At 41.6% G+C, this 19,899-nt stretch carries 19 protein-coding genes; 12 read left to right on the top strand and 7 right to left on the bottom strand.

Annotated elements, in window-relative coordinates; genetic code table 11:
- Positions 1-494: 494 nt before the first annotated feature.
- Positions 495-1,199: a Mo-dependent nitrogenase C-terminal domain-containing protein gene (locus C7B70_RS16445; RefSeq protein WP_199192309.1), complete on the top strand. Its 705-nt coding sequence runs from the start codon at positions 495-497 to the stop codon at positions 1,197-1,199.
- Positions 1,200-1,316: 117 nt separating this feature from the next.
- A complete protein-coding gene (gene obgE / locus C7B70_RS16440; protein WP_106370092.1) occupies positions 1,317-2,342 on the top strand; it encodes a GTPase ObgE in 1,026 nt (341 codons plus the stop codon).
- Here obgE and C7B70_RS16435 read toward each other — a convergent pair.
- Together C7B70_RS16435 and C7B70_RS16430 are read right to left on the bottom strand one after the other, a co-directional pair.
- Complete coding sequence (locus C7B70_RS16435; RefSeq protein WP_199192311.1) at positions 2,335-3,534, bottom strand: serine hydrolase; 1,200 nt, start codon at positions 3,532-3,534, stop codon at positions 2,335-2,337. The genes obgE and C7B70_RS16435 overlap by 8 nt on opposite strands.
- Positions 3,535-3,913: 379 nt before the next feature.
- Positions 3,914-4,675 carry an RNA methyltransferase gene (locus C7B70_RS16430; RefSeq protein WP_106370090.1) on the bottom strand — a complete coding sequence of 254 codons (762 nt, stop codon included), beginning with the start codon at positions 4,673-4,675 and terminating at the stop codon, positions 3,914-3,916.
- A 30-nt stretch (positions 4,676-4,705) separates the two neighbouring features.
- On the opposite strand from C7B70_RS16430, the gene C7B70_RS16425 reads away from it, so the two are divergent.
- Positions 4,706-4,858, top strand: coding sequence for a DUF2256 domain-containing protein (locus C7B70_RS16425; protein ID WP_106370096.1), 153 nt, complete (start codon positions 4,706-4,708; stop codon positions 4,856-4,858).
- A gap of 45 nt (positions 4,859-4,903) precedes the next feature.
- Positions 4,904-5,842 carry an isoaspartyl peptidase/L-asparaginase gene (locus C7B70_RS16420; RefSeq protein WP_199192308.1) on the top strand — a complete coding sequence of 313 codons (939 nt, stop codon included), beginning with the start codon at positions 4,904-4,906 and terminating at the stop codon, positions 5,840-5,842.
- 23 nt (positions 5,843-5,865) lie between these two features.
- On the opposite strand, the gene glmU is transcribed toward C7B70_RS16420, so the two are convergent.
- The 3 genes from glmU to C7B70_RS16405 form a co-directional block, all read right to left on the bottom strand.
- On the bottom strand, positions 5,866-7,254 hold the full coding sequence (glmU, locus tag C7B70_RS16415; protein ID WP_106370088.1) for a bifunctional UDP-N-acetylglucosamine diphosphorylase/glucosamine-1-phosphate N-acetyltransferase GlmU: 1,389 nt from the start codon (positions 7,252-7,254) through the stop codon (positions 5,866-5,868).
- Between the two features lie 74 nt (positions 7,255-7,328).
- Complete coding sequence (locus C7B70_RS16410) at positions 7,329-8,336, bottom strand: two-component system response regulator (protein WP_106370087.1); 1,008 nt, start codon at positions 8,334-8,336, stop codon at positions 7,329-7,331.
- Between the two features lie 355 nt (positions 8,337-8,691).
- Positions 8,692-9,564 (bottom strand): tRNA (5-methylaminomethyl-2-thiouridine)(34)-methyltransferase MnmD, encoded by an 873-nt coding sequence (locus tag C7B70_RS16405; RefSeq protein WP_106370086.1) that lies wholly within the window; start codon positions 9,562-9,564, stop codon positions 8,692-8,694.
- A gap of 10 nt (positions 9,565-9,574) precedes the next feature.
- Between C7B70_RS16405 and C7B70_RS16400 the strand changes: the two genes are divergently transcribed.
- The 4 genes from C7B70_RS16400 (at position 9,575) to C7B70_RS16385 (ending at position 13,803) form a co-directional block, all read left to right on the top strand.
- On the top strand, positions 9,575-10,396 hold the full coding sequence (locus C7B70_RS16400; RefSeq protein WP_106370085.1) for a sulfurtransferase: 822 nt from the start codon (positions 9,575-9,577) through the stop codon (positions 10,394-10,396).
- A gap of 350 nt (positions 10,397-10,746) precedes the next feature.
- A complete protein-coding gene (locus C7B70_RS16395) occupies positions 10,747-11,268 on the top strand; it encodes an NYN domain-containing protein (protein WP_009633828.1) in 522 nt (173 codons plus the stop codon).
- Positions 11,269-11,307: 39 nt separating this feature from the next.
- Positions 11,308-12,906, top strand: coding sequence for a 2-isopropylmalate synthase (locus C7B70_RS16390; protein ID WP_106370084.1), 1,599 nt, complete (start codon positions 11,308-11,310; stop codon positions 12,904-12,906).
- Between the two features lie 96 nt (positions 12,907-13,002).
- Positions 13,003-13,803, top strand: coding sequence for a class I SAM-dependent methyltransferase (locus C7B70_RS16385; RefSeq protein WP_106370083.1), 801 nt, complete (start codon positions 13,003-13,005; stop codon positions 13,801-13,803).
- Between the two features lie 364 nt (positions 13,804-14,167).
- Here C7B70_RS16385 and C7B70_RS16380 read toward each other — a convergent pair whose 3' ends face one another.
- Positions 14,168-14,590, bottom strand: a complete 423-nt coding sequence (locus C7B70_RS16380; RefSeq protein ID WP_106370082.1) for a hypothetical protein — start codon at positions 14,588-14,590, stop codon at positions 14,168-14,170.
- Between the two features lie 140 nt (positions 14,591-14,730).
- Here C7B70_RS16380 and C7B70_RS16375 point away from each other — a divergent pair, with 140 nt between their 5' ends.
- Positions 14,731-16,155 (top strand): ATP-dependent DNA helicase RecQ, encoded by a 1,425-nt coding sequence (locus C7B70_RS16375; protein ID WP_106370081.1) that lies wholly within the window; start codon positions 14,731-14,733, stop codon positions 16,153-16,155.
- Positions 16,156-16,163: 8 nt separating this feature from the next.
- Here C7B70_RS16375 and pheS read toward each other — a convergent pair whose 3' ends face one another.
- The gene (gene pheS / locus C7B70_RS16370) at positions 16,164-17,153 is read right to left on the bottom strand and encodes a phenylalanine--tRNA ligase subunit alpha (protein WP_106370080.1); all 990 of its coding nucleotides are present in this window, start codon (positions 17,151-17,153) and stop codon (positions 16,164-16,166) included.
- Positions 17,154-17,175: 22 nt separating this feature from the next.
- On the opposite strand from pheS, the gene surE reads away from it, so the two are divergent.
- From surE to C7B70_RS16355, 3 genes are read left to right on the top strand one after another with little or no spacing between them, the layout of a single operon-like run.
- Entirely contained in the window at positions 17,176-17,976 is an 801-nt protein-coding gene (surE, locus tag C7B70_RS16365; RefSeq protein ID WP_106370079.1) for a 5'/3'-nucleotidase SurE, read from the top strand.
- A gap of 38 nt (positions 17,977-18,014) precedes the next feature.
- Positions 18,015-18,938, top strand: a complete 924-nt coding sequence (locus tag C7B70_RS16360; protein ID WP_106370095.1) for a bifunctional riboflavin kinase/FAD synthetase — start codon at positions 18,015-18,017, stop codon at positions 18,936-18,938.
- Entirely contained in the window at positions 18,935-19,843 is a 909-nt protein-coding gene (locus tag C7B70_RS16355) for a MoxR family ATPase (RefSeq protein ID WP_106370078.1), read from the top strand. Before C7B70_RS16360 ends, C7B70_RS16355 begins: the two co-directional genes overlap by 4 nt.
- The last annotated feature ends 56 nt before the right edge of the window (positions 19,844-19,899 follow it).

Raw genomic sequence — 19,899 nt, 5'->3', positions numbered from 1 at the left:
TCATTAGTCAAATCCGTGGGATAAGGTTTGCGTTTCATCGGCTATAGGTACAACTCGGTCGTTGTTCTGATTATTGCCAATACTTTACAGACACGCTCTAAGCATAGATAGCTCCCAAACCAAGGGAAGAGCAAGTTGCCAGGAAAATCAAAGCTCAACAATTACTGAGTAAACAATAGCAAATATTAATACCAATATTTGTTATTTTAACCCCAAACCCCTTAAAAGCTTAGGTAGAGCAAAATAGGGTGTAACCAAACTAAGAAAGCAAAAATTTTAGGCGATCGCGCTAAAAAACTAGAGAGTGCCAAAATCTACACTCAAAAAGTAGCGATTTCTCCCCTGTCTTACCCCGGCGGGTGCTAAATCGACCTAGCTAAGATCGATGTACAAACAATATATTTAAGTGGCATATTTTTACAAAACCTTTATCGAAAATCAGTCTTTTGGTTTCGTAGTTTACGTCAGTAATGATGAAACTAGAGTTAGAATCAATGCGTCGAATTGTAAAACCGTGCGATGTGACCAGTGTGATGACTCCCTGTACCGACGAACAAATCTCAGCTTGGCTGCGCGGACTGTTAACAATTGCTTGGGCAGACGGCAACTTTGATGATGATGAACAAAAATTAATTGCAGCTTTGGCGCTAAAGGGCGATAGCAGCCAATGGGAAGCAATAGAGCCGATTACACCCACCGAACTTGCGGCGGCTTTTAAGAGCGACGACAGCGCCGCCGCCGAGAATTTTTTACGCACCGCCGTAATGGTAGCGATCGCCGATGGAGTTTATTCTGTCAGCGAAGCTAATGTTTTACACGAATTTTGCCAAGCTTTAGGGCTATCAGAAACAGCTCTAAACAGCTTGCGAACTACCCTTTATGACCAAAAAGAAGAAAAAGAAGGCATGATCCCCAACTATTATTTATTTACCCAGATTGATAGCCATGCCTTGCGCCCTGTCCGCAACTGGTTAGACGAGCTAAAAATTCACGATCCTAAAGTTGCCAGGTTTTTGTGCAAAATGATCCCCGCCCAATGTCCCTTCGAGCGAGATGTTAAGTTGTTTGGACGCAAAATTGTTCACATTCCGGCGATGTGCAAAATTAACCCGGTTTACGAGCAACTGGTAGGTTTACGCTTTCGTGCCTTATCGTACCTAGCGGATGAATGTCAAGAAGATGTCTCAAATTATTGTTAGCGTTTAAGCATTAGCATGGAATAACAAGAGCTTAGGAGAAAAGGTAGTAGAAACAGATATTAACTGCGTTCTACAAATTTCACGCCTATCTACCTAGTAGCTAACAGCTAAAACATTATGCAATTTATCGATCGAGCCGAAATAGAAGTTGAATCAGGAAAGGGCGGCGACGGCATGGTCTGCTTCCGCAGAGAAAAGTACGTCCCCGCCGGAGGCCCATCAGGAGGTAAAGGCGGTGGTGGTGGTTCGGTAATTTTTAAAAGCGTAGAAAACTTGCAAACTTTGCTGGACTTCCGATACAGACATCGTTTTAAAGCCGAAGATGGCGATCGCGGTGGAACAAATAATTGTACGGGGGCTTCGGGAGAGGATCTAGTAGTTGAAGTTCCTTGTGGGACGATTATTTATGATGCGGAAACGGGGGAATTAATTGGCGACTTAACCGAAAAAGATCAAACTCTCCAAGTTGCCAAGGGTGGTAAAGGAGGCTTGGGAAATAAGCACTTTTTGAGCAATAGCAACCGCGCCCCAGAATACGCTTTGCCAGGATTACCCGGAGAAACTAGGCTGCTAAATTTAGAGTTGAAGCTTTTAGCTGAGGTGGGAATTATTGGCTTACCTAATGCGGGTAAATCAACTTTAATTTCGGCTTTGTCTTCCGCCCGACCGAAAATAGCTGATTATCCGTTTACTACCTTAGTGCCGAATTTGGGAGTAGTCCGCAAGCCTACAGGAGACGGTACAGTATTTGCCGATATTCCTGGTTTGATTTCCGGCGCTCATCAAGGAGCAGGTTTAGGTCACGATTTTTTGCGCCATATCGAGCGCACCCGCGTACTACTGCACTTAGTTGATGGTACAGCACCTGATCCCATCGCCGACTATCAAATAATTCAAGCAGAATTACAAGCTTACGGACGAGGATTGAGCGATCGCCCACAAATTGTGGCAATTAACAAAGCCGATGCTGTAGATGAAGAAACTACTGAAGAAATTATCCGACAGCTTAGAGATTTTAGTGAAGGCACTATATTTCTAATTTCCGCCGTCAGTCATCAAGGCTTAAATGAGTTGTTGCAAACTATCTGGGCAACTATAGACAGTCAAAAAGCAATCCGTGAGGCTGCACTGTCGCTTACCTAGGGCTTTGACCCTCCTCTACGGCTTGGGGGCTAGTAATAATAAATGGTGTGGGGCTAGGCGTTACTTGGAGTGCGGGGGGTTTTGTAAAATGTTGGTAAGTAGTGCGAGAAATTTGGCGGATTAATTCTTGAGCGCGACTATCATTATGGGGGCGCTTGACCATTGCTACCGCAATATAGCGCTTGCCATTAGGCATATCTACTAAACCTACATCTCCTACCATTGAGCCAATATCGCCAGTTTTGTGAGCGATAATTGCTCCCTCTCCTAACCCTGGGGGGAGTAAAGTTCTTGTTTTGGTACGGCGCATAATTTCTAACAGGCGATCGCGGGATCTTAAAGACATTAATTCCCCCCGATCTACCAAACTCATTAATTCCCCCATATCCTTGGGGGTGGTGATATTTGTCCCGGTCAAATCGGGCAATGGGTTATTAATTTTTGTCGATACTAAACCCCAAGATTGGAAGCGTTCATTTAACTTAGCGATCCCGCCCATTCGGTCAATTAGCATATTTGTAGCAGTATTATCGCTAATGACAATCATTTGGGTTGCCGTGTTCAAAGCGGTAAACTTTGTACCTAGCGGTTGATACTGCATTCCCCCAGAACCGCTACCAATTAGCTTTTTTTGCAGGGTAAGCTTTTCATCTAAACGAATTTTCCCCGCATCTACATCTTGAAAAAATGCTACGAGTACAGGAACTTTGATCGTACTAGCGGCGGCAAAAGGTAGCGATCCATTCCAATCTAGATAATTATGGGTATCGAGATCGATAAAGAAAGCTCCCGGTGTTAGTCCCTTATTCTTCGCTCCTAATTGCTGTACAGCAGTTTTTAAAGGGATAATTTCTTGATTTAGCTTGATTGCTGGAGGTAGGGCTACAATCGGCTCTGCTTTAGCAATAGGTCGAGCGCTCTTTTCTTTTGCTTGTTGATTCATCCGAGTTGCCGGATTTAGCGCTGATAACAAAGTCCCAGCAAGTACCCAAGTTCCCATGCCAAAAATTAGTAGGCGCAAAGCATACACTACTAATCCCGGAGGTTTCTTGCGCTTTACGGGACGTTTAGTTGCTGGCGGTGGTGCTACTTTTTTCTGTGTGGTAGTTGGCGGCGATGGATTTGCCCGTTGGTTATTGAGCGCCGCTTTTGCTGGTAAATGTACTGGACGTGATCGCGATTTGCCCTTCATTGCTGCTCTTTCAACCTTAGTTTGCCTACCTAGCTCTACTTTAGGATTTGAGGTATCCCTTGCGGCTGTTAGCTGCAAATTTTCATTCTTATAAAGAATTTTAATATCTTGACTGATACTTTGGGCGGTTTTACTCCCTTCATTTCTGAAAAAATAAGCATTAAATTGCGATCCCAGCGATTTGTTTTTTACTGACGGCTGTTCCACGCCTAACTCCTCACACCTAATAATTGACAATAAATCTTTAAAAAATACTTGATGCTTAACTTTAAATGCTCAATTAGTAGCACAAGCTAGAGCCACAAACTACTAAATGTTATTACCATCTAAAAACCCTGATGCGGCGATCTGCTGATAAAAAGTTTTAGCACTGCCAAACTTATAACTTATCTTCTAAGCTTTCAGCCTTTTTCTGTAATGCCCACTGCATTTGAGTTAAGATACCCCTTAGCATACTTAGTTCGGCTTTGTCAAGATGAGCGCGGTTAAAAATTTGGCGAAATTTCTCCATCCGACTAGCGGCGGTGTGAGGATAAACATAGCCAATGGTAAGCAAAACTGCTTGCAAGTGCTGGTAATAGCCTTCTAATTCATCAATTGCAGCATAGTCGAGGGGTAGGGGGCGATCGCCCGTTGAAAAGTCTACCGATTGTGTTAGTTCGTAACAGCAAACAGCCACAGCCTGCGCCAAGTTAAGCGACGAATAATCGGGGTTAGAGGGAATGCGAACAAAGCGTTGAGCATAGTTTAATTCTTGATTGCTCAATCCTCTACATTCAGGGCCAAAAATTAGGGCGGAGGGTTGCTCAAGAGGTGTTTCTAGTAGCCAGGGTAAAGCTGTATGGGGGTGTTCAAGAGGCGATTTCTCGCGATCGCGCGCTGTAGTAGCGATCGCCCGTACGCACCCCTGTAAAGCATCTTTTAGCGTTGGTACTACCTGCTGTGCTGCTAAAACTTCTCCCGCGTGAACCGCCGCACGTCGCGCTTCTTCCGACTGGGGATCGCACTGTGGATTGACTAAAACTAGGTGCTGTAAACCAAAATTTTTCATTACTCTAGAAATCGCGCCGATATTGCGATCGCCCGCAGGTTCTACTAAAACAATTCGTACCGATGCTAGTTTCTGTGCTTTCGTAAACATTTGTAAAATTAAAGAAGATGTATGATTAAAATTGCTATGCCCTACTCTAAATCTGATTTACCGACAAAAATTTGTCCTGTATGTCAGCGTCCTTTTACTTGGCGCAAAAAATGGGCTGATTGCTGGGATGATGTGAAATACTGCTCGGAACGCTGTCGCCGTCGTAAAAGCACTTCGCAGTAAGAGCGCAATTTAGTATACTTGCAAGCAAACGTCTGGAGTTCAAAGGTGCAGCCTAAGTTAATTATTCATGGTGGGGCGGGGAGTTCATTAAAAGGAAAAGGCGGAGTAGAATCTGTTAGACGCAGCCTTAACCAAGTTATCGAACAAGTGTATGCCCTGTTGAAGTCGGGAGCAAAAGCCAGCGATGCAGTGGTGTTGGGTTGTCGGTTATTAGAAGACGATCCCCGCTTCAATGCCGGGACGGGTTCGGTACTGCAATCTGATGGACAAATCCGCATGAGCGCCGCCTTAATGGATGGAACAAGTCAGCGCTTTAGCGGTGCTATTAATGTATCAAGGGTACAACACCCCATTGATTTAGCGTCCTACTTACAAAATTCTCCTGATCGCGTTTTATCTGATTATGGCTCCGCCGAATTGCTCAGGGAATTACAAATACCCCTCTACAATCCTCTCACCGAACTACGCCTAGAAGAATGGATGCGGGAGCGCCAAGAAAATTTTGTGAAAACGATGGCAGGAGTAGTCGCCGAACCAGAATTAGTCGAAAATGCCGGACGCGGTACAATTGGCGTTGTCGTCCTCGACAGCCAGGGAAATTTGGCAGTAGGCACATCAACAGGGGGTAAAGGGTTTGAACGTATAGGTAGAGTAAGCGATTCGGCAATGCCTGCGGGAAATTACGCCACCATGCACGCCGCCGTTAGCTGTACGGGAATCGGTGAAGATATCATCGATGAATGTTTAGCCGCCCGAATTGTCGTGCGCGTCACTGATGGGTTTTCTTTACACGAGGCGATGAAGCGTACTTTTGCTGAAGCCCACAAAAATCAAAGAGATTTAGGGGCGATCGCTCTAGACAGGACAGGAGCGATCGCTTGGGGAAAAACCAGTGAAGTATTACTAGCTGCTTTCCACGATGGCGAAAAAATTGGCGATACTTTGGACGATGAAGGGACGCTTACAGGTTGCGTTGAAGGATGAAGCATAACTCCATCCTTTGTTCTCTAAACTTCTGCGTCATCAAGCTTTTTTTTCAACCGCCAACCAGGTTTAATTACCTGCCGACTGCGCCCGATAACTAAGCAATCATCCGGTACATCTTCGGTAACAGTGGAACCTGCGGCAATATAAGCATCAGAGCCAATATTTAATGGTGCGACTAAAACGCTATTTACCCCTGTTTTAGTGCGATTTCCTATTTTAGTCGGGTGCTTGTTTACGCCATCATAGTTAGCAGTAATTGTCCCCGCACCGATATTAACTTTCTCTCCTACAGTGGCATCGCCCAAATAAGACAAATGAGCGACATTAGTGCGATTTCCTAATTTTGTTTTTTTCAATTCTACAAAATTTCCTAATCGGCAGCCAGCACCAACTTCAACTTCGGTACGCAAATGAGTATAGGGGCCAATTTGACTATCAGCATTAACAATACTATTGACAACTACCGAATACAAAACGGTTACATTTTCACTAATTAGACTATTTTCAATTAAACTTCCAGGTCCAATTTTACAGCCAGACTTAATTTCTGTATTACCCCGCAAATGAGTTTGCGGTTCAATAATTACGTCAGCGTGCAATTTTACAGTGTCATCAATCGTAATGCTTTGGGGATCTACCATTGTCACCCCTGCCTTCATCCATTTTGATTTCACTCGTTCTTGCAAAATCTCGTAGGCGGCGGCTAGTTGTTCGCGATCGTTGATACCGAGCATTTCTTGATAATCTGCCACATCCACCGCCATTACTTGCTCTAACTGATTTACAGCATCAGTCAAGTAATATTCTTGCTGATCGTTATTTGCTTGCAAGTGCGGCAACACTTCCATCAATTTTGACCAGTTAAAACAATAAACTCCAGCATTAATGCGACGATTTTGTTTTTGGGCGGCGGTACAGTCTCGATCTTCAACAATTTCTTTAATGATATTTTGTTCATTGCAAAATACCCGTCCGTAGCCTTGAGGATTGGGCAATTGGGCGGTAAGAATTGTCGCGGCGTTTTGATGCTCTTGATGAGCCTCTAACAACTGTTTAATAGTTTGAGGTCTTAAAAGTGGTACATCGCCATTTAAAACCAGCAAATCCCCCATGAACCCTTCTAAATGAGGAATTACCTGTTGAATAGCATGACCTGTACCTAATTGTTTTGTCTGCTCGATAAACTCCAACTCTGGGAAAAGGTGAGAGGTGGGTTTTTCCTGCAAAACTGTTTTTACTTCTTGGGCTTGATAACCCACAATTATCATCCGTCGTTGCGGAGAAATGGTCTGCAAACTATCCAATACTCTTTCGACCAAACTCTGCCCACCCAAAGAGTGTAAAACTTTAGGTAATTTGGATTTCATTCGAGTTCCGCGTCCCGCCGCTAAAATTGCTACTGCTACCATTCTTAAGTATTAGCTATCAGGTGTCAGTTTAGATAATAGCTGAGTGCCGAACGCCCATGGCAATTATTGAGTCTTTAAGTTGATTGTTGGGTGTGAATAAATTTTGTAAACTGCTCTACTAATTTAGGGCTACGCCATCCCAAATCTCTCTCTTGAGCGAGGATTTCTAAGGCTTCTTTGGGCGTGAAGGCGCGTTTGTAAGGGCGATCGCTGGAGAGCGCGTCGTAAATATCAATCATCTGAAATACTTGAGCTAAATAAGGAATTTCATCCTCTAGCAATCCATAGGGGTAGCCTGTACCATTCCAACGCTCGTGATGATGACGAATAATTGGGATTACTCCGTGCATTGTTCGTAACGGCTGACAAATTTTCTCGCCAATGATAACGTGCTGCTGCATAATCTCCCATTCTTCGGGAGTTAGCTTTCCTTGCTTAAGCAGTACAGCGTCAGGAATGCCAACTTTACCAATATCGTGCAAGTAACCTCCCCATTGTAAATTTCGCATTTGGGGGCGGGACAAATTTAAAAATTGTCCAAAAGTTTCTCCCAAGCCTACCAAGCGTTCGCAGTGATCTCCCGTATTAGGATCGCGGCTTTCTACGGCTCTGGCTATAGAAAATAAAACTTGTTCGGTGTGATCCAAGTCTTCGTTGAGTCGCTTTTGTCGCACTAAGGATTTGACCCGCGCCGATAGTTCGGGGCGATCGAAGGGTTTAGTTAAAAAGTCATCTCCCCCAGCTTCTATCCCGCGAATTCTTGACTGTTTATCGTTTAATGCGGTGATAAAAATTACTGGAATTAGCCTAGTTTGTTCGTCTTGTTTGAGTTGCTGACATACTTCAAACCCGTCCATTTCTGGCATCATCACATCTAGCAATATCAAGTCTGGCTGAATTTTTATGACCTTTTCCAGAGCGATCGCCCCACTTTCAGCATCAAAAACTTCGTAGCCTTCTAAAGACAAAAGTGCCATTGCTGTCATTCGATTAGCTGGATAGTCGTCAACTACTAAGATTTTGGCTGGAGCTAAATCAATATCCGGTGCTAATGTTTTTTTTGTTTTGAAAGTAGAAACCATTGCCTTACCAATCCAATCTACACAGGTAGGTGTTTACAAATTGCTAATTAAATTTAATTATCTTAAAAATAATTAATTTTACCAAAAAATTATCTTATTATTATTAAGTATAAACGCGGCAGTCTTTTCTTTGCTCTTCAATAAAATTTCTGTATATGTTAGTACATTTTTTAGAGATAAATATCAAATAAGTTAGCAGCTAAACTTTAAACTTAGAGTCTTAGGCACGCTTAAAGAATTGGTAAAATTTAGTGATCGCCACTTAAAAATATACTAATTAAGCGCAGAAATCTAAGATTTATTGAGTTGGTATATTTATAGTATCGATAATCGATTTAGCTAGTAATCAGTTATTTTACGGATCTTTTTTAAAGCTTCTGCGAGTACGCCGATGCCAACGGGCGGTAGGTTCTAAAAGGCTAGTTTGTTGTTCTTGTTGCCTTCTGTGCAAAATTACCTCTGTATCGTCCTGTAAAGTTGGATCGCGGTAGGGAATTGCGGCACGAGTAAGTAAATGTTCTTGCCCGATGGTAGATAAGGGAGGTAACTTATACTTAGTTGCGATGGTACTAGGCGATCGCCTCCCAAGGGAAATTGTATTGCCAATATACAGCCCCGCCGCTTGCAATGCGGTTCTCACCGCCGCCGCCGCCGAATAAGTTGCGAGTATCCCCTCATCGTTTAAACACTTAGCCACTAAGTTAATAAATTCTACAGTCCATAATTGCGGACATTTGGGTGGTGAGAAGGGATCTAGAAAAATTGCATCGGCGGTAAAGCTAGAGGAAATTAGTTTAATTGTTTGTCTAGCGTCACCTAATAGTAAAGTTCCCTGACATTGCGCTGTTTTTACTTGATGATTACTAGCCAAGAGCGTTAAAACTTGGCGAATATTTGGCTCCCAACTATCGAGTAAATTATGATTAATCGCACTATTGGGGATATCAGCATTAGATTCTAAGGCAATGACTTCTACCAAACAATCGGGATTAACAGCCCAAATTGTAGCTAAAGCCGCCGCCGTGTTGTATCCTAACCCATAACAAATATCTAATATCCTAACTACTGGTTGATGCGCTTTGATGTTTAATCTAGTTGGCGCAACAAACTTGTGTTCAGCTTCTGTTTTTGCTCCCTGTTGGCTATGAAAAGTCTCTCCAAATTCTTGGCAATAGAAAGTGTAGGAGTTATCGGCGGTCAATTGTGGTAAAAATAAGTCGCAAGTCATACCAACTATTATGAGTACACCAACCGTAGTATCTGCTGATTGGCTTTATGAACATATTGGGGAGGCGCATATTGCGATCGCTGATTGTCGTTTTTCCCTAGCAGATTCGGAATTAGGGCAGCAACAGTACAACATTAGCCACATTCCGGGCGCTAGTTATTTTGACCTCAACAAAGACCTTTCTAGCCCCGTGCAGCAACATGGCGGGAGGCATCCTCTCCCGGATTTTGATGTTTTTGCCCAAAAGTTATCAACAATGGGTATAGATGCTCAAACTTTGGTTGTCGCTTACGACGATTCGCGTTTTGCTTTTGCTGCCCGTTTGTGGTGGCTGCTACGCTATTTGGGACACGATCGCGTTGCCGTACTAGATGGAGGGTTTAAAGCTTGGCAACGCCTGAAATTGCCCGTTACAGACGCTATTAGTCCAAAGACACCCAAACAATTTACTTGTTACTTGCAACCATCACTTCGAGTAGATATCGCCGACGTTAAAGCCCGTAAGGATTTGCCCGGAGTAGTGCTAGTTGATTCCAGAGAAATTCCCCGCTATCTCGGCGAAAGTGAACCTATCGATCCGATTGCTGGGCATATTCCAGGAGCGGTTAATTATCCTTGGCAAGATGTTTCTAGTACCGATGGATACTTGTATTCTCCTCAAGAGCTTCAACATTGGCAACAACTACAAGGGCAGGAAATTATTGTCTATTGTGGTTCTGGGGTTACTGCTTGCGTTAATTTATTGTCTTTACATTTAGCAGGAATTGATACTTCTGCCCTTTATGTTGGTAGCTGGAGCGATTGGTGCAGCTACTTATTAGTTGGTAAATAAAACGCCTATTGATTCTTACTAGATGTTAATTTATGGCAAAATGCTTGATTTCCTTGCCTTTAACGTCTATACCAAGATCGGGGAGGATCGTTAAAAGTTGCCAAAACCTGTAAATTTAGTCAATTTATTGGTAAATTTTAGATAAAGTAATAACTATATTATGCTCTTACTTAACATAACTTATCAATTAAACTTATTTTTATTGTTTCAGGATTAGGCAATATAGATATATTTTTATTAAACAATTAATTAAAAATAGACGGGGACTTTTATAAAAATTCTCCGTCTCTAATGTTGCTATAACCTGTTACTCAACTTAAGTTTAAAAAAAATTATTAGGTGTATTTTTTATGTCGTGTTTAATGAATCGGCTGTCTATTTTTGTAGACGGCAACAATATGTTTTATGCTCAACAAAAAAATGGGTGGTTTTTCGATCCGAGGCGAGTATTAGAATATTTAAGAAAAGAAAAACTCAATACAGAATTAATTAATGCTTTTTGGTATACCGGATTAAAAGATGCTCAAGATCAACGAGGTTTTAGAGACGCTTTAATTAGTTTAGGCTATACAGTAAGAACAAAAATACTTAAAGAATATTACGACGATACATCGGGGAGATACTCGCAAAAAGCAAACTTAGATATAGAGATAGTCATAGATATGTTTAATACTGTAGAACAATATGACCGAGTAGTATTATTTAGCGGAGACGGTGATTTTGAAAGAGCAATTGAACTATTAAGATCGAAAAGTACGCATATAACAGTTGTATCAACGGAGGGGATGATTGCTAGGGAGTTGCGTAACGTTACGGATAGATATATAGATTTGAACGATATTCGAGAATATATTGAAAAGCTAGACTTATAAATAAAAACTAAAATATAAACTTAAGGAGAGTACGAACAAATGAGCCAAGAACAAGACAAAATAATTATTTTTGATACGACATTGCGTGATGGCGAACAATGTCCCGGAGCAACGCTAAATGTAGACGAGAAGCTATTAATTGCCAAGCAACTAGCGAGGTTAGGAGTAGATGTAATTGAAGCCGGGTTTGCTTACGCAAGTCCAGGAGACTTTGAGGCGGTAAAAAAAGTTGCTGAAGCTGTAGGTACAGAAAATGGCCCAGTGATTTGTTCTCTAGCAAGAGCAATCAAAAACGACATCAAAGCCGCCGCCGAATCCTTAAAACCAGCCGCAAAAGGCAGAATACATACATTTATTTCTACCTCCGATATTCATTTAGAGTATCAGTTGAAAAAAACTAAAGCTGAGGTGTTGGAAATTGCTGGGGAAATGGTAGCTTACGCTAAATCCTTCATGGATGACGTGGAGTTTTCGACAATGGACGCTACGCGCACTGATCCAGAATATTTGTATCAAGTATTAGAAAGAGCGATCGCGGCGGGGGCAACAACGGTTAATATTCCAGATACGGTAGGCTATACAACTCCTAGCGAATTTGGCGCGTTAATTAAAGGGATTAAAGAAAATGTCCCAAATATCGATCAAGCAATTATTTCCGTTCACGGACATAATGACATTGGCTTAGGGGTTGCTAATTTCCTAGAAGCTGTGAAAAATGGTGCAAGACAACTAGAATGCGCGATTAATGGCATTGGCGAACGTGCCGGAAATACAGCCTTAGAGGAAGTTGTGATGGCGTTGCACGTGCGAAGGCAGTATTTTAACCCTTTTGTGGGTAGAAGCGCCGAATCAGAAGCGCCACTTACAAATATCGACACTCGCCAAATTTATAAAACTTCTCGCCTAGTTTCGACTTTGACGGGAATGCTAGTACAGCCAAATAAAGCGATTGTTGGTGCAAATGCTTTTGCTCACGAATCGGGGATTCACCAAGACGGCATTCTCAAAAATAAGCTCACCTATGAGATTATGGATGCGGAATCGATTGGGCTTACCAATAATCAAATTGTTTTAGGCAAACATTCCGGGCGCAATGCTTTTCGGACTAGACTAAAAGAATTGGGCTTTGATTTGCCAGAAGATGAGCTAAATAAAGCCTTTTTGAAGTTTAAAGATTTAGCAGATAAGAAAAAAGATATTTCTGATTGGGATTTAGAAGCGATCGCTAACGACGAAATCCAATCAAGTCCCGAAATGTTCCGAGTGGAACTTGTACAGGTTTCCTGCGGCGATCGCTCTACACCTACGGCTACAGTAACATTGCGTACTCCTGAAGGCAAAGAATTAACTGATGCTGCGATCGGTACGGGGCCAGTAGATGCGGTATACAAGGCAATTAATCGGGTAATTAATGTCCCCAATGAATTAATTGAGTTTTCGGTGCAATCAGTGACGGCGGGAATTGATGCAATTGGGGAAGTTACAATTCGGTTACGCTACGAAGATCGGGTATTTTCTGGTCATGCAGCCAATACAGATATTATTGTCGCCTCTGCTCAGGCTTATGTAAACGCCTTAAATAGATTGTATGGCTCATTGAAACAAGAAAAACGCAGTCAAATGGCACAGGAAGTATAAGAGATCCCCCCTAACCCCCCTTAAAAAGGGGGGGGGAATATTTTAATTAATTTCAGTGCGTCTACATTACTCAGATTATCAAACGAATATAAAAATATGGGTGATGATGTATTTGCAAAAGAAAGGCAATTTCACGACCAGTGGGCAGCCACAATTGATGTAGACGGAATTAACGTTAAAGATTACTTTGAGGCTTGTACAGCCCCCGAAAATCGCTTTATATTAAGCCATCTGGGGGATGTTCGCGGCAAGAAATTATTAGATTTAGGTTGCGGTGCGGGAGAAAATAGCGTCTATTTTGCCAAAAAAGGAGCGCTATGTGTTGCTTCTGACTATTCGCCGGGGATGGTAGAAGTTGCTATGCAATTAGCGGCGACTAACAGTGTCGAGATCGAAGGTAGAACTATGAATGCGATCGCTCTCGATTGTCCTGACAACACCTTTGATATCGTTTATGCTGCCAATTTGCTGCATCATTTGCCCGATCCTAAAGCTGTAATTAAAGAAATGCACCGTGTCCTAAAGCCGGGTGGAAAGGCTTGTTTTTGGGAACCTTTGAAGCATAATCCGATTATCAATGTCTATCGTCGCATGGCTACTTCTGTTAGAACTGAAGACGAGACACCGTTGGATATTAATATAGTTAAGTTTGTAGAATCAAAGTTTACTCAAACTACTTGCGATACCTTTTGGTTAGCAACCTTGTGGATTTTCCTGCAATTCTATCTAATCGAGAAAGTAAATCCTAATGAAGAACGGTATTGGAAGAAAATTATTATCGAACAAGCTAGATTGCGATCGCAATATCAGCGTCTAGAAAAATTGGACGTAATTTTGAAAAAGTTTCCTTTGATGAAACGTTTTGCTTGGAACTTAGCTGTAGTAGCGACTAAATAGTTATTTAGATTTCTCTGCACGAATACTATTGCGAAATTATCTATCTGCTATTAATTAGCTGTCTCTACTATAAAAAATTTTTATAGTAACTTATTGTAATAGTTACTCAACTTGTTTAACTTTACAGATCTAAAAGTAAGAAACGCTCAATTTTTTTAGCTGTGTATATAAACACACTCATGATTAATAACAACAATGGAAAGCCAATTGCAAGAACTGTCATAGGTTGTTCACTTGTAATCATTTGGTACAATTTTGGGAAGTTTGGTGTAGCTATTATTAGGTAGTTGATATAAAGCGCAGAGGGATAAATGTAAAGTTCAAGAAGTCGAAACTCTCTTAAAGACCAAGGATCATCTGAATATTATTCTCTTAGTTGCGATAAAAAATAAATAGGTAATGGTAGACCATTATGATAATCATAATTTTCAATTAATCTATTAGTGAACCTAACTCCTGCAACGAAAAACAATAGGGCTAATAATCCAGTAATAATATTTTTAAATTCAAACACAAAACCTAGTATTTGACCTCCGAACAAACTTTTGAGCGCCTGGAGTGAGTTGTGCGCTGGGAATGTCTCTGTGTTAGATAATGCAGTAATAGTAGTAACGATAGCAAATACATACCAGGGTTTTAACAGTAGCCATAAAAAAGTTTTGTTTGCGTGTTTGTATGTTACCGAAAGAATATTAGCTTCAAACCCAGATATAGAGAACAAATTAAAGTTAAGTCCCATAAACACACCTTTCAGTTGAGTTAAACCTTTAACTACGATAATAAACAAAAAATTTCAAGCATCGCCTTGGGAATGCTCACTATTAAAAAATATACATAATTCATCATACTAATTAATTTCTGTAGTTTAAAAAATGTATTTTGTATAAAATATACACACAATAATCTGTCAATAATATACGTATTGTTATGAATTATACTGAAAAAATATTTTGGAAAGAAGCTCATACTGCATTAAAAGAAATCTGGGGCTATGATGACTTTCGCCCGCCTCAAGAAGAAGTTATTAGTAGTCTCCTATCCAAGCAAGATGCTTTGGTAATAATGCCTACAGGCGGAGGTAAATCAATTTGCTTTCAGCTTCCCGCCTTAATGCAAACGGGATTAACTCTAGTAATTTCTCCGTTAGTTGCATTGATGGAAAATCAAGTAAAAGAATTACGCGCTCGCAATTTACCCGCAGCTTTATTACACAGCGAATTACCAAGCCAACAAAAATGGCAAACTTTACAACTATTAGATAGGCAACAGCTAAGATTACTTTACTTATCCCCGGAAACATTACTCAGTCCGAAAGTATGGGAGAAATTATGCCATCCACAATTACAAATTAACGGCATAATTCTTGATGAGGCACATTGTTTAGTGCAGTGGGGAGATACTTTTAGACCAACTTACAGGCGTTTGGGGACAGTACGACCAGCTTTATTAAAGTGTAAGCCTCAAGGAACAAAAATTGCGATCGCAGCTTTTACAGCCACCGCCGATATTGAAGCCCAGAAAACTATTACCCAAGTCTTACAACTCCAAAAACCCACAACCTTTAAACAAAATCCTTATAGGCAAAATCTCCACCTAAAAGTACAAATAGCTTGGACTCCCAAAGGACGCAAACAACAGCTATTAGATGTTATTAGAGGTAAACCAGAACAAACAGGCTTAATATATGTGCGAACCCGCCGAGATAGCGAAAAATTAGCCGAATGGTTGACTAATTTAGGTTATAAAACCGCCGCTTATCATGCAGGTTTAAGTCCCGAAGAACGTAGAGAAATCGAAAATAGCTGGCTAAGTAGCAAAATACCTTTCGTTGTTTGTACTTCAGCCTTTGGGATGGGAATAAATCAGCCTCACGTCCGTTGGGTGGTGCATTTTCACGCACCCTTGTTGCTATCGGAGTACGTGCAGGAAATTGGACGCGCGGGACGAGATGGGGAAGATAGTATCGCTTTAATGCTGATTAGCGAACCTACAGGGTGGCTAGATCCAGAGGATAAGCAAAGACAGAGGTTTTTTATCGAAAAAATGCGATCGCACTATTCCAGCGCCCAAAAACTTGCCCAAAAAATACCCATTCAAGGAGAAGTTAATTCAGAAAATGCGATCGCGCTATCTCTACTTTCTAGTGCTAATCAATTAGACTTTTTAGATCCATTTCATTACCAAATCCATCCACCCGTAAAAATTCAGCCTCCTGTGCAATTTCCCGCCATTCAACAAATGGTTAAATATCTGACAACTAAACAATGTCGTTGGCAATATCTGTTAAACGCCTTTGGTTTTACAACTGAGGCATTAAATATGCACTGCGGACACTGCGATAATTGCCGCTAGAATTGCCTTTAAAATTGTTGCAAAAAGCGCAAATCGCTGGCATAAAAGCGGCGAATATCATCAATTTGGTGCAATACCATTGTCAAGCGTTCGACACCCATACCCGCAGCAAATCCGGTATACACTTCAGGATCGTAACCTACAGCTTTAAGTACGTTTGGATCGACCATTCCGCAACCCATTACTTCTAACCATCGCCCGTTCCACTCCATATCTACCTCCGCCGAAGGTTCAGTAAAGGGGAAATAACTCGCCCGAAACCGAATCGGTACATCTCCAAACATTTGTTGCAAAAACTCTTTAACTGTCCCTTTTAGGTCAGTAAAAGTTAGCCCTTCATCGATTGCTAAAATTTCAATTTGATGGAATACTGCTGCGTGACTCGCATCTACGGTATCGCGCCTGTAGCATTTTCCCGGTACAGCAATTCTCATCGGCGGATCGTTATCTTCCATGTAGCGAACTTGAACGTTTGAAGTGTGAGTTCGCAATAAATTACCATCGGGCAAATACAAAGTATCTTGCATATCCCGCGCTGGGTGATCGGGTAAGAAATTTAACGCTTCAAAGTTGTAGTAGTCCGTCTCCATTTCTGGCCCATCGGCTACTGTATAACCCATGCCTACGAATATATCGAGTACGCGGTCGATTGTACTGTTTAGGGGATGAACGCGCCCTAGAGGGCTGTAAACGGCTGGCATTGTTACATCTATTGTTTCTGCGGCTAATTGCGCTGCAATTAAATCGGCTTGTAACTCGTTTCGGCGCTGTTCTAAATCCTTTTGCACCGCTTCTTTAACAGTATTTGCGATCGCACCTACTACGGGGCGTTCTTCAGCGCTTAACTTACCCATTTCCCGCAATACTAACGATAGTTCCCCTTTCTTCCCAAGGTAAACTAATCTAAGTTCTTCGATTCGTTCTAAAGTATCGGCAGTAGAAATCGCACTTTTGGCTGTTTGTCGTAGTGTTTCTAACTGTGCTTCTAAATTGCTCATAGTCTTATAATTTTTACTCTAAATGAAACTGTTAATTAGTAACGATGACGGTATTTTTGCCCCAGGAATTCGTAGTTTAGCCAATACTTTAGCTGCTGCCAATCATGATGTTACTGTAGTTTGTCCCGACAGAGAGCGATCGGCGACAGGACACGGTTTAACTTTGCATCAACCCATCCGCGCGGACATTGTAACGGGGATTTTTCACCCCAATATCAAAGCTTGGGCTTGTTCTGGTACTCCTTCAGATTGCGTTAAGCTGGCGCTATGGGCATTGCTGGATAGTCCCCCGGATTTTGTCGTTTCGGGCATCAATCAAGGTAGCAATTTAGGTACAGATGTTCTCTATTCTGGTACGGTATCGGCAGCAATGGAAGGTACAATCGAGGGAATTCCTAGCATTGCAATTAGTCTTACTAGCTTCAGTAGCCAACAGTTTCAGTCTGCGGCGGATTTTGCCGTTAGTTTGCTAAAACAACTAGAAACTTCTCCTTTAGGTTCAATGCTACTTAATGTCAATGTTCCCGCTATACCTGCATCGGAAATTACTGGAGTTTTAATTACTCGTCAGGGGATTCGCCGCTATATTGATGTATTTGAAAAGCGTGTCGATCCTCGTGGTAAAACTTACTATTGGTTAGCTGGCGAACTTTTAGAAGAAGTGGAAGCTGAACCGGGGTTAAATTTACCTATGGATGTGCCTACAGATGTCGAGGCGATTGCCAATAACTATATTACTATTACGCCCTTGCAATATAACCTGACTTATGTTTCTGGTTTAAAGCAACTGGCAAGCAAGAAATTTGATTTTCCTTGTCAATAATTGTCGTTACATTTCTTTATTTATGGCAAGATGTAAAGGTGTGGGTTACTTCTTCTCTAATTAAAGCTTTAAAACCTACTGCTGTTGCCCTGGGGAATTTTGACGGCGTACATCGCGGGCATCAGCAGGTAATTCAACCTGTCTTAAAAAATCCGGGGGGAATTGCTACGGTTGTAACTTTTAATCCCCATCCTCAAGAGTTTTTTACCGGAAAACGTCGCAGTTTGCTAACTCCTCAAAGTGAGAAGGTGGAACAGTTAGAGAGATTAGGAGTAGAACAATTAGTATTGTTGCCTTTTGATCGCGAACTCGCTTGCTTAAGTCCGCAAGAGTTTGTTGAAAAGATTTTAGTACAACAATTGCGATCGCACTCTATCAGCGTCGGACAAGATTTTTGCTTTGGTAAAGGACGTACGGGTACTGTTACAGATTTAAAAGCGATCGCCTCAAACTATAACATCCCGACAACAATTGTACCTTTACATAATTGTGAAGGCGAAAGAATTAGTAGTTCTGCCATTCGTCAAGCTTTAGAACAAGGAAACTTAAATCGCGCCAAACTCCTCTTAGGACGGGCTTATAGTCTAGTTGGTACAGTAGTTAAAGGCAAACAGTTAGGTAGAACTATCGGTTTCCCGACGGCAAATATTGACCTACCAATGGAGAAGTTTTTACCTAGCAACGGTGTTTATGCTGTCAAAGTTTACATTGCTGAGGATAAATTACCGATTGCTGGAGTAATGAATATTGGCAATCGTCCGACAGTAAATGGGGCAAATCAATCAGTAGAGGTATATTTGATAGATTGGTCTGGGGATTTGTATGGAAAAATCCTGACGGTGGAACTAGAACAGTTTTTACGCCCAGAACAAAAATTTGAGTCTTTGGACGCTTTGAAAAACCAGATTAAGATAGATTGCGATCGCGCAAAAGCCACATTGGAGACTTCACCCTTACTGTGAGACAGCTTCTCGACACCTTAACTCAAAATCTCGGTCGTACTATTGTCGGCAAATCAGAAGCTATACGCCTAGTTTTAGTAGCCTTGCTTAGTGGCGGTCATGCTTTGTTAGAAGATGTCCCTGGGGTAGGAAAAACCCTACTTGCAAAGTCTTTAGCGCGTTCTATAGATGGCAAATTTCAACGCCTGCAATGTACCCCGGATTTACTTCCTACAGATATTACAGGGACAAATATTTGGAATCCCAAAAACGGCGAATTTGAATATCTCCCTGGGCCCGTATTTGCAAATATCTTATTAGTAGACGAAATCAACCGCGCTACACCCCGCACTCAATCGGCTTTGCTAGAAGTGATGGAAGAACAGCAAGTAACCGTTGACGGTGTTTCTCGCAAAGTTCCCACGCCATTTTTTGTGATTGCAACTCAAAATCCCATTGAATATCAAGGTACATTTCCGCTTCCAGAGGCGCAAATGGATCGGTTTATTTTATCCTTAACTTTGGGTTATCCCAGCCAAAACGAAGAACTGCAAATGTTGCAACGTTTACAAGCGGGTGTAAAAGTGGAAGATTTACAACCTTGTATTAGTTTGGATGAGGTGCAAGAATTACGCAAACTATGTAGCCAAGTTAAAGTTGAAACTTCTTTACAACAATATATTCTTGATTTAGTTCGGGCGACGCGAGAAGATGAAGAAATTGCCCTTGGTGTTAGTCCTCGCGGGACGATCGCCTTACAAAGAGCAACTCAGGCTTTGGCTTTTTTGAGCGATCGCACTTATGCTATTCCCGATGATATTAAATTACTCGCACCTCATGTACTAAGTCATCGCCTAATTCCATCCGGGGGACGTAAAGCCAAAACTGTAGTTGAGAAATTATTACGCCAAGTTTCTATTCCTTAGCTTGAAAGTGTCTTTAACTCCAAAGATGTTTGACATCTCTTACAGTTTTGCTAAGA

This window comes from Chlorogloea sp. CCALA 695 (genome assembly GCF_003003885.1).
Lineage (GTDB): Bacteria > Cyanobacteriota > Cyanobacteriia > Cyanobacteriales > Chroococcidiopsidaceae > Aliterella.
The sequence above is the reverse complement of the archived record's forward strand: the minus strand, read 5'-3'. Positions and strand labels throughout refer to the sequence as shown.